Source organism: Modestobacter sp. VKM Ac-2979 (assembly GCF_026967995.1).
Classification (GTDB): Bacteria; Actinomycetota; Actinomycetes; order Mycobacteriales; family Geodermatophilaceae; genus Modestobacter.
In genome coordinates, this window is record NZ_JAPVBO010000004.1 from 98,060 (window position 1) to 110,197 (window position 12,138).

At 73.3% G+C, this 12,138-nt stretch carries 10 protein-coding genes; all 10 read left to right on the top strand.

The window, feature by feature from the left end:
* Positions 1 to 218: 218 nt before the first annotated feature.
* The 10 genes from O2W15_RS12585 (at position 219) to O2W15_RS12630 (ending at position 12,067) form a co-directional block, all read left to right on the top strand.
* Positions 219 to 1,277, top strand: a complete 1,059-nt coding sequence (locus tag O2W15_RS12585; RefSeq protein ID WP_269179937.1) for a BMP family lipoprotein — start codon at positions 219 to 221, stop codon at positions 1,275 to 1,277.
* Between the two features lie 172 nt (positions 1,278 to 1,449).
* Positions 1,450 to 2,997, top strand: a complete 1,548-nt coding sequence (locus O2W15_RS12590; RefSeq protein WP_269179656.1) for an ABC transporter ATP-binding protein — start codon at positions 1,450 to 1,452, stop codon at positions 2,995 to 2,997.
* Positions 2,994 to 4,250 carry an ABC transporter permease gene (locus tag O2W15_RS12595; RefSeq protein ID WP_269163006.1) on the top strand — a complete coding sequence of 419 codons (1,257 nt, stop codon included), beginning with the start codon at positions 2,994 to 2,996 and terminating at the stop codon, positions 4,248 to 4,250. Before O2W15_RS12590 ends, O2W15_RS12595 begins: the two co-directional genes overlap by 4 nt.
* On the top strand, positions 4,247 to 5,527 hold the full coding sequence (locus O2W15_RS12600; RefSeq protein WP_269179657.1) for an ABC transporter permease: 1,281 nt from the start codon (positions 4,247 to 4,249) through the stop codon (positions 5,525 to 5,527). Before O2W15_RS12595 ends, O2W15_RS12600 begins: the two co-directional genes overlap by 4 nt.
* Positions 5,527 to 5,934, top strand: coding sequence for a cytidine deaminase (locus tag O2W15_RS12605; protein ID WP_269169035.1), 408 nt, complete (start codon positions 5,527 to 5,529; stop codon positions 5,932 to 5,934). The genes O2W15_RS12600 and O2W15_RS12605 overlap by 1 nt, the downstream gene beginning before the upstream one ends.
* Positions 5,931 to 7,208 (top strand): thymidine phosphorylase, encoded by a 1,278-nt coding sequence (locus O2W15_RS12610; RefSeq protein WP_269163009.1) that lies wholly within the window; start codon positions 5,931 to 5,933, stop codon positions 7,206 to 7,208. The genes O2W15_RS12605 and O2W15_RS12610 overlap by 4 nt, the downstream gene beginning before the upstream one ends.
* A 145-nt stretch (positions 7,209 to 7,353) precedes the next feature.
* Positions 7,354 to 8,256, top strand: coding sequence for an ABC transporter ATP-binding protein (locus O2W15_RS12615; protein WP_269163010.1), 903 nt, complete (start codon positions 7,354 to 7,356; stop codon positions 8,254 to 8,256).
* Entirely contained in the window at positions 8,253 to 9,068 is an 816-nt protein-coding gene (locus O2W15_RS12620) for an ABC transporter permease (RefSeq protein WP_269179658.1), read from the top strand. Before O2W15_RS12615 ends, O2W15_RS12620 begins: the two co-directional genes overlap by 4 nt.
* A 41-nt stretch (positions 9,069 to 9,109) precedes the next feature.
* Positions 9,110 to 10,189, top strand: coding sequence for an adenosine deaminase (locus O2W15_RS12625; RefSeq protein ID WP_269179659.1), 1,080 nt, complete (start codon positions 9,110 to 9,112; stop codon positions 10,187 to 10,189).
* 228 nt (positions 10,190 to 10,417) lie between these two features.
* Entirely contained in the window at positions 10,418 to 12,067 is a 1,650-nt protein-coding gene (locus O2W15_RS12630; protein ID WP_269179660.1) for a DEAD/DEAH box helicase, read from the top strand.
* Positions 12,068 to 12,138: the final 71 nt, after the last annotated feature.

Consider the following 12,138-nt stretch of genomic DNA (forward strand, 5'->3'; position numbering starts at 1 on the left):
TGCCCCTTGGCAACGATCGGGTCTCTATCCGTTCGCCTGGGGGTCTCCGGCGCCCGAGCCGCGGTTAGCGTGCGCACGTCGCCGTCGGAACCGCCTCGTACCCGTGAGCCGGTACGTGTGAGCCGGACGGCGCAGCAGGCCTGGAACACACCGCACCGGGGCTCCGTCCGACCACTGGTCGGAGGAGCCCTCTCAGAGAGGAGACCGTCTTGCGCCGAGTGCGTGGGATGAAGGCCGCAGCTCTGCTGCTGGCCGGCAGCATGGCCCTGGCGGCCTGCGCGAGTGACGAGACCGACACCGGTTCCGGCGATGGCGGCGGCGGCGGCGGCAGCGCCTCCGGCGAGGAGTTGATGGTCGGGCTCGCCTACGACACCGGCGGTCGCGGCGACAAGTCGTTCAACGACTCGGCCTACGCCGGGGTCGAGGCCGCCATCGAGGAGATGGGCGGCGAGGTGCAGGAGCTGTCGCCCAACGACGACGGTTCCGACCGGGCCGAGCTGCTCACCCAGCTGGCCGAGCAGGGCTACGACCCGGTCATCGGGGTGGGCTTCGCCTACGGCGAGATCATCGGCGACATCGCCGCCGAGTACCCCGAGACGACGTTCGCCGTCGTCGACTCGTCGGTGGAGGAGATGGGCGCGGAGAACCTGACCGGCCTGCTCTTCGCCGAGGAGGAGGGGTCCTTCCTCGCGGGCGCGGCTGCAGCGCTGAAGTCCGAGACCGACCACATCGGCTTCGTCGGCGGCGTCGAGAACCCGCTGATCCAGAAGTTCGAGGCCGGCTACGTGGCCGGTGCCAAGGCGGTGAACCCGGACATCGTCGTCGACACCCAGTACATCTCGCCGGCCGGTGACTTCTCCGGCTTCGGCGACCCGGCCCGCGGCCAGATCGTCGCCCAGGGCATGTTCGACGCCGGTGCCGACATCGTCTACCACGCGGCCGGCGGCTCCGGTCAGGGCGTCTTCGAGGCGGCTGCCGCCTCCGGTGGCCGGGCGATCGGCGTCGACTCCGACCAGTACGAGACGGTCGGTGACCCGGCCCTGCAGGCGGTGATCATGACGTCGATGCTGAAGCGGGTCGACAACGCGGTGGAGTCGTTCATCTCCGACTACTCCGAGGACGCCGTCGAGGGCGGTCAGGACATCATCAACGACCTGTCCACCGACGGCGTGGGCCTGTCCACCTCCGGCGGGCAGATCGACGACATCCAGACCCAGATCGACGAGTTCCGCCAGCAGATCATCGACGGCGAGATCGAGGTCCCGGCGATCCCGTGACGCGCTCGTCCTGAGCAGCACGGACGCGGCGGGCCAGGGGGCGGTACACGCCCCTGGGCCCGCCGTTTTCCGTGTGTACCGTCTCCGCGTCGGACCGGACGTCGTCCGACGCGCTCACGACCGGAAGACCTCCGGTCACCAGCCCCGGTCCTGCGCCCACCTGGAGACCCCGTTGAACGAGTCGGCACCACTGGCGGTCGAGCTGCGCGGCATCACCAAGCGCTTCCCCGGCGTCGTGGCCAACAAGGACATCGAACTGCGCGTCCGGCGCGGTGAGGTGCACGCCATCGTGGGCGAGAACGGCGCGGGCAAGTCGACGCTGATGAAGACGCTGTACGGCATGCACCGCCCCGACGAGGGGCAGATCCTGCTCGGCGGGGAGCCGGTGACCTTCCGGAGCCCGGCGGACGCGATCGCCGCGGGCATCGGGATGGTCCACCAGCACTTCATGCTGGCCGACAACTTCACGGTGCTGGAGAACGTCGTGCTCGGCAGCGAGCCGACCAAGGGCGGCCGGCTGGACCGCAGTGCGGCCCGCCGCCGGATCAAGGAGATCTCCGACAGCTACGCGCTGGGCCTGGACCCCGACACCCTGGTCGAGGACCTCGGCGTCGGCGACCGGCAGCGCGTGGAGATCGCGAAGGTGCTCTACCGGGGCGCCACCACCCTGATCCTCGACGAGCCGACCGCCGTCCTGGTCCCGCAGGAGGTCGACGAGCTGTTCGGCAACCTCGCCGAGCTCAAGCGCGAGGGCCTCACCGTCATCTTCATCTCGCACAAGCTGGACGAGGTGCGCAAGGTCGCCGACTCGATCACCGTCATCCGCCGGGGCACGACCGTCGGCACCGCCGACCCGCGGACGACGTCGGCCAAGGAGCTGGCGGAGATGATGGTCGGTGCCGAGCTGCCCGTCGCGGCGAAGCGCGAGTCCACGGTGCGGGAGGTCCCCGTCCTCCGGATGCGCGGGGTCACCGTCACCGCCGCGGCCGGTGGCCGGGCGGTCGTCGACGACGTCTCCCTCACCGTCCGTGAGGGAGAGGTCGTCGGCATCGCCGGGGTCGAGGGCAACGGCCAGGCGGAGCTCGTCGACGCGATCATGGGCCTGCGGCCGCTGGCCGCCGGTGAGCTCCGGCTCGGCGACGAGGACGTCGCGCACTGGAGCACCCGCCGGCGCCGCGAGGGCGGCATCGGCTTCGTCCCCGAGGACCGGCACCGGCAGGGGATGCTGCTGGACGCGCCGCTGTGGGAGAACCGGATCCTCGGGCACCAGACCCGGCCCCCGGCGGTCAAGGGCGCGTTCATCGACCGGCGGGCCGCCCGCGCGGACACCGCCCGGATCATGCAGGAGTACGACGTCCGGGCACCCGGGCCGGACACCGCGGCGATCGCGCTGTCCGGGGGCAACCAGCAGAAGCTGATCGTCGGGCGGGAGATGAGCGCGCACCCGCGGCTGCTGGTCGCCGCCCACCCGACCCGCGGTGTCGACGTCGGCGCCCAGTCGGGCATCTGGGAACTGCTGAAGGACGCGCGCGCGGAGGGGATGGGGATCCTGCTGGTCTCGGCCGACCTGGACGAGCTGATCAGCTTGTCCGACACGCTGCACGTGATGCTCCGCGGGGCGCTGGTCGCGACGCTGGACCCCAGGCAGGTCACCCCGGAGGAGCTCGGTGGGCACATGACCGGCGCTGCGCGCGGCGACGACTCGGTCGGTGCCGCGTGACCGCCCTCCGCCGGTTGGGCCTGTCGCTGATGGCCCCCGCCATCGCGCTGGTCGTGGCGCTCGTCCTGTCCGCGGCCGTCATCGCACTGATCGGCCAGAACCCGGCCACCGCGGTCCGGGTGATGTTCGACTTCGGCGACTCGCCCGCCCAGCAGACCCAGGCGATCGTGGTCGTGCTCAACCGGGCCGTGCCGCTCTTCCTGGCCGGGCTGGCGGTCTCGGTGGCCTTCCGGATGGGGCTGTTCAACATCGGCGTCGAGGGCCAGTACCGGATCGCGACGGTGCTGGCCGCCGGCGCCGGTGCGGCGGTGGTCCTGCCCGGCCCGCTGCACCTGCTGTTCATCATCGCCGTCGCGATGGCGGTCGGGGCCTTCTGGGCCGGCATCGTCGCCGTGCTGAAGGTGACCCGGGGCGTGAGCGAGGTGATCAGCTCGATCATGCTCAACTTCATCGCCCTGGGGTTGGCGTCGTACCTGCTCACCGGGCCGCTGCGGGGTTCCGCTGAGGGCGCCTCGATCATCACCACCAGCCCGATCCCCGAGTCCGGCTGGTTCCCCGGGCTGAACGGCGTGCTCACCGGGCTGGGCCTGGCCGAGCCGCGCTCGGAGCTCTACGGCTTCCTGGTCGTGGCCGTGGTGGTCGGCATCGCCGTGGCGGTGCTGATCAAGCGCACCCGGTTCGGCTTCGACCTGCGGGCCACCGGGATGTCGGCGTCCGCGGCCACCGCCAGCGGCGTGGACGCCCGCGCGATGGTGCTCAAGACGATGCTCATCTCCGGCGCCATCGCCGGCCTGATCGGCATGCCCGACCTGCTCGGTGACGCGCGCAGCTACAACACCGAGTTCACCGCCGGCCTGGGCTTCCTGGGCATCGCCGTGGCGCTGCTGGGCCGCAACTCCCCGCTGGGGATCGCGTTCGGTGCGCTGCTGTTCGCCTTCCTGGACCGGGCCGCGATCCCGCTGCAGTTCGCCGACATCCCGGCCTCGGTCGTCACGATCATCCAGGGCACGATCGTGCTCGCCGTCGTCATCGCCAACGAGGTCGCCCGCCGCGTGACCAGGCGGCAGGCCGAGGGCGGCAGCGCCGTCGCGCCGCCCACCTCCGGTGACGGCAGCACCGGTGGCGGGCAGGGGCCCGGTGACGGGCCGCCACCGGACGTCGGCCCCACGACCGGCACCGGGACCGGCGTCGGGGTCCGCAACGCGGCCGGTGACGCCGGCCGCACCGACAGCCGTCAGGGAGCAGGAGCATGAGCGCCGCGACCGCCGTACCCGGTGCCGGCACCGGCCGGGGCCCGTTGGCCGAGCTGTTCCTCGGCGGTGGCCGGGCCAGGAGGGTGGCCTGGCTGCTGGTCGGGCTGCTGGTGTTGTTCTCCGCCGTCCGGGTGATCTCCGGGCAGCAGGCGCTGACGTCGTCGTCGACCTTCGGCGCCGCGCTGCTGCTCGCCGTGCCGCTCCTGCTGGTCGCCCTCGGCGGCTTGTTCGCCGAGCGCGCGGGCGTGGTGAACATCGGGCTCGAGGGCATGATGATCCTGGGCACCTGGGGAGCCGGCTGGGCCGGCTACCAGTGGGGCTGGGTCGGTGCCCTGGCCGGTGGCGCGCTCTTCGGTGCGCTCGGCGGCCTGCTGCACGCCGTCGCCACCGTCACCTTCGGCGTCGACCACGTCGTCTCCGGCGTGGCCATCAACATCCTGGCCGCCGGCGTCGTCCGCTTCCTCTCCGAGCTCCTCTACACCGACAACGCCGCGGGCGGTGGGGTCACCCAGTCACCGACGCTGTCCAGCCGCCCACCGAGCTTCTCGCTGCCGGTGCTCTCCTCCGGCCCCGACCTGCTCGGTGACCTGGAGTCCCAGGGCTGGTTCCTGATCAGCGACCTGGCCGGCCTGCTCCGCGGGGTGAGCAACGGTGTCGGCGTGCTGACCGTGCTGGCCGTCCTGATGGTCCCGGCGGCCTACCTGGTGCTCTGGCGGACGGCGTTCGGCCTGCGGCTGCGCTCCTGCGGGGAGAACCCGGCGGCCGCGGACTCCCTCGGTGTCCCGGTCTACCGGCTCAAGTACATCGCGGTGGTCATCTCCGGCATGCTCGCCGGCCTGGGCGGTGTCTTCCTGGTCTTCATCGCCAACATCTACCGGGAGGGGCAGACCAACGGGCGCGGGTTCATCGGTCTGGCCGCGCTGATCTTCGGCAACTGGCGGCCGGGTGGCCTGGCTGCCGGCGCCGGCCTGTTCGGCTTCGCCGATGCGCTCCAGCTGCGCAGCCAGACCGCGGTGGTGGCACTGCTGCTGCTGGTGGCGTTCCTGCTCGCTGCGGTGGCCGTCTGGCAGGTCGTCCGCGGCAAGCACACCCAGGCGATCATCGCGGCCGCCTTCGCGGCCGCGGCGCTGGCGGCGTTCTGGACCATCGACGAGCTGCCCGACGGCATCGTCTCCTTCACCCCGCACCTGACCACGCTGCTGGTCCTGTCGCTGGCCTCGCAACGGCTGCGGCCGCCGAAGGCCGACGGGCTGGTCTACCGACGAGGAGAGCACTAGTGCCCGAGATCGACTGGGACGCCCTGCGGAGCGCCGCCCGGGAGGCGATGGGCCACGCCTACGCCCCCTACTCGCGGTTCCCGGTGGGGGTGGCCGGCCTGGTCGACGACGGGCGCGTGGTCACCGGGTGCAACGTGGAGAACGCCTCCTACGGGCTCGGGCTGTGCGCCGAGTGCGGCATGGTCAGCGACCTGGCCCGCTCCGGCGGTGGCCGGCTGGTCGCGGTGGCCTGCGTGGGCGGGGACGGGCAGCCACTGATGCCGTGCGGCCGGTGCCGGCAACTGCTCTGGGAGCACGGGGGAGCCGAGATGATGATCGAGACGGTGTCGCTGGGGATCGTGCCGATGCGCGAGGTCCTGCCCGACGCGTTCGGCCCCGACGACCTGGTGAAGGCGGCGTCCCGATGACGCAGCCGTTCGACGCCATCGACGTCATCCGGGCCAAGCGCGACGGCCGGTCGCTGACCCCGGAGCAGATCCGCTGGGTGGTCGGTGCCTACACCGACCGGGTCGTGCCCGACGAGCAGATGAGCGCCCTGCTCATGGCGGTCTTCTTCCGCGGGATGTCCGCCGACGAGCTCGCGGCCTGGACCCAGGCGATGATCGACTCCGGCGTCCGCAAGGACCTCTCCTCGCTGGGCCGGCCGACCGCGGACAAGCACTCCACCGGCGGCGTGGGCGACAAGATCACCCTGCCGCTGGCCCCGTTGGTCGCCGCCTGCGGTGTCGCGGTGCCGCAGCTGTCCGGCCGCGGGCTCGGGCACACCGGCGGCACCCTGGACAAGCTCGAGTCGATCCCCGGGTGGCGGGCCGACGTCCACGAGGAGGCCTACCTGGCCCAGCTCCGGGACGTCGGCGCGGTCATCTGCGCCGCGGGTTCGGACCTGGCCCCGGCGGACAAGGTGCTCTACGCCCTCCGGGACGTGACCGGCACCGTCGAGTCGATCCCGCTGATCGCCAGCTCGATCATGAGCAAGAAGATCGCCGAGGGTGCCGACGCGCTGGTGCTGGACGTGAAGACCGGGTCGGGTGCGTTCATGCGCGACCCGGCCGACGCCCGCACCCTGGCCCGCACGATGGTCGGGCTGGGCGAGGCGGCCGGGGTGCGCACGGTGGCCCTGGTGACCGCGATGGACCGGCCGCTGGGTCGGGCCGCCGGCAACGCGGTCGAGGTCGCCGAGTCGGTGGAGGTGCTGGCCGGGGGTGGGCCGGCCGACGTGGTCGAGCTGACTCTCGCCCTGGCGCGGGAGATGCTCGCCGGCGTGGGCCGGGACGACGTCGACCCCGCGGACGCCCTGGCCGACGGCCGGGCGATGGACGTGTGGCGCCGGATGATCACCGCCCAGGGCGGTGACCCGGACGCCGCGCTGCCGCAGCCGGCCGAGCGGCACGTGGTGACCGCCCCGGCCACCGGCACGCTGACTCGGCTGGACGCCTACGCCCTCGGGGTGGCCGCCTGGCGGCTGGGTGCCGGCCGGGCCCGCAAGGAGGACCCGGTGTCGGCCGCGGCCGGCGTCGTCTGGCACGCCGGGGTGGGGGAGCAGGTGACCGCCGGCCAGCCGCTGCTGGAGCTGCAGACCGACGACGCCGCCCGCATCCCGCGCGCCCTGGAGGCGCTGGAAGGCGCGGTCGGCGTCGACACCGACGACGAGCCGCTGCCCCTGCTGCTCGACCGGATCTAGGAGGACCCCTCGCCCCCCACCACTCGCAGGCTCGCGGCGGGGCCCTGCGAGGGGGACAGAGCCGGTGAGTCGTCCCGCCGGCTCCATGATCGTCGGAAGAGGGGTGGCGCGGGGTGCACAGCCGGGGAGAGGACACTGACCGTTCGTGACCCGAACGCCCGCCGCACCCGCGCCCGGAGCGGTCCAGCCGTCCACCTCACTCGATCCGGATGCCGCGATCAGCATCCGCGGGCTGGTGAAGCGCTACGGCGACCGCAACGCCGTCGACGGCGTGGACCTGGACATCCGGCGCGGGGAGATCTTCGCCCTGCTCGGCCCCAACGGTGCGGGCAAGACGACCACCGTCGAGGTGCTGGAGGGCTACCGCGCCCGTGACGGCGGCGACGTCCGCGTGCTCGGCGTCGACCCGGCGGCCGGTGGGCGACGCTGGAAGGCCGAGCTCGGCATCGTGCTGCAGTCCGGCGCGGGGGACAGCCAGCTGAGCTGCCTGGAGCTGCTGCGCGCGCAGGCCGCCTACTACCCCGACCCGCGGGACCCGGCCGAGGTGCTGGAGCTGGTCGGGTTGACCGAGAAGGCCGGTGCCCGCGGGCGGACGCTCTCCGGCGGTCAGCGCCGCCGGCTGGACGTCGCGCTGGGCATCGTCGGCCGGCCGCGGCTGCTGTTCCTCGACGAGCCCACCACCGGCTTCGACCCGGAGGCCCGCCGGCAGTTCTGGTCGCTGATCCGCTCGCTGCGCGACCTGGGCACCACGATGCTGCTGACCACGCACTACCTGGACGAGGCCGAGGAACTGGCCGACCGGGTCGGCGTCATCACCCGGGGCCGGTTGGTCGAGGTGGCCGTTCCCTCCGCGCTGGGCGGGCGGGGGACGGCGCCGGCCGTCGTCAGCTGGACCGAGGACGGCGTCCGGCGCACCGCGGAGACCGCCAGCCCGACGGCCCTCGTCGCGGAGCTGGCCACCCGCTTCCCCGGCGAGGTGCCCGACCTGGCCGTCGCCCGGCCGACGCTCGAGGACGTCTACCTGCGGATGATCGGCGAACCGTCATGACCACGACCGAGGAACGCTCGCTGCCGTCGATCGGCAGCGTCTGCCGCACCCGGGCGGGGGTCGAGCTCAAGGAGTTCTTCCGGCAGCGGGAGTCCGTCGTCTTCACCCTGATGTTCCCGGTGATCCTGCTGCTGGTGTTCGGGGCGGTGCTGGACTACGAGCTCGGCTCCGGGGTCAGCTTCACCCAGTACTTCATGGCCGGCGTGATCGCCGCCGGGATCCTCGGCGCCAGCCTGCAGAACATGGCCATCGGCATCGCCACCGAGCGCAGCGACGGCACCCTCAAGGGCCTGGCCGGCACCCCGATGCCCAAGAGCGCCTACTTCGTCGGGAAGGTCGTCCAGGTCCTGGTCGTCACCGTGGCGATCGTGGCGATCCTGCTGGTCATCGGAGTGGTGTTCTACGACGTCGACCTGCCGTCCGGGGCCGACTGGCTGATCTTCGCCTGGGTCGCCGCGCTGGGCTCGGCGGCCTGCACGCTGCTGGGCATCGCCGTCTCCAGCCTGGCCCGCAACGGGCGCTCGGCCTCCGCGACGGTCACGCCGGTGGCGCTGGTCCTGCAGTTCATCTCCGGGGTGTTCTTCCAGTTCAGCGAGGTGCCCACCTGGCTGCAGACGGTGGCTGCGGTCTTCCCGCTGAAGTGGATGGCGCAGGGGCTGCGGTCGGTGTTCCTCCCCGACGCGCTGGCCGCGCAGGAGCCGGCCGGCAGTTGGGAGCTGGGCCGGGTCGCCCTGGTGCTGGCCATCTGGTGCGTCGTCGGCCTGGTGCTCTGCGTGCGCACCTTCCGCTGGCAGGACCGCGTCGACCGGTGACGCAGCGCAGGGGCCCGGGAACGCCTGGGTAACGTGCGGGGATGCCCGCCGCGCCCCTGGATGTCGAGACCCTCACCCGCGCGCCGAAGGTGCTGCTGCACGACCACCTGGACGGCGGGCTGCGGCCGCAGACGGTGCTCGAGCTGGCCGACGAGGTCGGCTACCGCGAGCTGCCCGCCGACGAGCCCGAGGCGCTGGGCCGGTGGTTCCGCGAGGCTGCCGACTCCGGGTCGCTGGAGCGCTACCTGCTGACCTTCGCGCACACCGTCGCGGTGATGCAGCGTCCCGAGGCGGTGCAGCGGGTGGCCCGCGAGTGCGCGCTGGACCTGGCCGCCGACGGGGTCGTCTACGCCGAGGTGCGGATGGCGCCGGAGCTGCTGACCGCGGGCGGCATGTCGCTGGACGCCGCGGTCGAGGCCATGCTCGACGGGTACGCCCAGGGCAGCCGGGAGGCCGCGGCCGCCGGGCACCCGATCGTCGTCGGCACGCTGTTGTGCGCCATGCGCCAGACCGACCGCTGGGTGGAGGTCGCCGAGCAGGTCGTGCGGCACCGGGACGTCGGGGTGGTCGGCTTCGACCTGGCCGGGCCGGAGGACGGCTTCCCGCCGGACCGCATCCCCGCGGCGATCGAGCTGCTGGACCGCGCCGGTGCCCACCGCACGGTGCACGCCGGGGAGGCGGCCGGCATCGAGTCCATCCGGGCGGCGCTGGACGGCGCCGGCGCCGAGCGCCTCGGCCACGGGGTGCGGATCGCCGACGAGGTGCCGGTCGACGGGCCCCTGGGCGAGCTGGCCGAGCGGGTGCGCGACGAGCAGGTGCCGCTGGAGGTCGCGCCGTCGTCCAACGTGCAGACCGGCGCCTACCCGACGCTGGCCGACCACCCCGTCGACCGGCTGCACCGGGCCGGCTTCACCGTGACCCTCAACACGGACAACCGGCTGATGAGCGGGGTGTCGGCGACCAGCGAGCTGGCCGCCGTCGTGGACACCTTCGGGTGGGGCTGGGACGACGTGCAGGCGGTCGCCGAGCGGGCGCTGCGCGGCGGTTTCGCCGACGACGCGGTGCGTGCCCGCGTGTTCACCGACGTGCTCAGCCCGGGCTTCGAGGCGCTGCGCTCCTGACTCGCGCGAGCAGGGTCACCCACGCTCGGGAATCTTCTGGGCGCGGTCGCTGCTAACCTGGACGTGCCGGTGAACGCCGGTCATCCTCCCGGGCGGTCCTGCCCGGGCACAGCGCATCCGTGCAGATCACGCGTCATAGCAGACGCCCCCGATCACCAGCGTGGACGCCGGACATCCGGCGACCACCTTCACCACGGGACGCGCGCCGATCTGTATCGGAGTCCCCGCTTGTCCTCGTTCGACTCTGTCGACGTTCAGAACACCCCCGCTCTGCAGGACGCCCCGGCTGACGCCGCCGTCCTCGACGCGCCCGTCACCGAGGCCCCCGTGGCCGAGGCGGCGCCCGAGCCCACCGGCCCGACCTTCGCCCAGCTGGGCCTGCCCCAGCCGCTGGTCACCGCGCTCGAGCGCAAGGGCATCCGTCACCCCTTCGCCATCCAGACCTCCGCCCTGCCGGACGCCCTCGCCGGGCGCGACGTGCTCGGCAAGGCCGCCACCGGCTCGGGCAAGACGCTGGCCTTCGGCCTCCCGCTGCTGGCCCGGCTCGGTGCCGACGCCCAGCAGGGCCGCCGCGCGCCGCGTGGCCTGATCCTGGTGCCGACCCGTGAGCTGGCCCAGCAGGTGCACGACAACCTGGCCCCGCTGGGGCAGTCCAACGGCGTCCAGCTGGCCGCCGTCTACGGCGGTGCCTCGATGTACCGCCAGATCCAGCAGCTGCGTCGCGGCGTCGACGTGCTCATCGCCACCCCCGGGCGGCTGCAGGACCTGATCAACCAGGGCGAGGCGACCCTCTCCGAGGTCGTCGTCTCGGTCATCGACGAGGCCGACTTCATGTCCGACCTCGGCTTCCTGCCGGTGGTCAAGGAGCTGCTCGACCAGACCCGGAACGACGGCCAGCGGCTGCTGTTCTCGGCCACGCTGGACGGCGAGGTCGACACCCTGGTGCGTCGCTACCTCAAGGACCCGGCCCGCCACGAGGTCGCCAAGGCAGCGGACACCGGCCCGCAGGCCGAGCACCTGGCCTACAGCGTGTCCTTCCCGGACAAGCTGAAGATCACCGAGGCGATGGCCGCCCGTCCGGGCCGGATCATCATCTTCGTGCGCACCCAGCACGGTGCCGACCGGCTGGCCGGCAACCTGCAGCAGGTCGGCATCGCGGCCGAGCCCATCCACGGTGGGCTCCCGCAGGCGGCCCGCCGCCGCGCGCTGGAGGCGTTCACCGACGCCCGCAGCCCGGTGCTGGTGGCCACCGACGTCGCCGCGCGTGGCATCCACGTCGACGACGTGTCGCTGGTCCTGCACTACGACCCGCCGGCAGACCACAAGACCTACCTGCACCGTTCCGGCCGCACCGCGCGCGCCGGTGCCGCAGGCGTCGTGGTCTCGCTGCTCCTGCCGGACCAGGTGGGCCAGGCCAAGCGCCGGTTCCGCCAGGCCAAGCTCGACCCGCAGGTGTCGCGGATCCGCCCGGGCGACGCCCCGATCGCGGACCTCGTCGCCGGTGGCACGTTCGTCGAGCCCATCGTCCGTCCGGTGCGCGAGTCGCGCCGTCCGGCCGGCGGTTCCGGCGGGCGTCGTCCCACCGGTGAGCGCCCCGGTGGCTACCGTGGTGGCCCGCGCCGTCCCTCCGGCGACCGCGATCGCACGTACGGAGACCGCCCCTCGGGCGAGCGCTCCTACGGCGATCGGGATCGCGGTGCGGCTGCCCGTCCCTCCGGCGACCGCGACCGCTCGTACGGAGACCGCCCCTCGGGCGAGCGCTCCTACGGCGAACGGGATCGTTCTGGTGGCGGCGAGCGTCGCACCGGTGGCTACCGCGGCTCGAGCGAGGGGCACCGCGCCGGTGGCCGGCCCTCGCGCCCGGCCCGCTCCTTCTGAGCAGGGGCCCCGTCCGTAGCGACGGGGCCTGAACGGCAACGGCCGGCTCCCGCATCGCGGGGGCCGGCCGT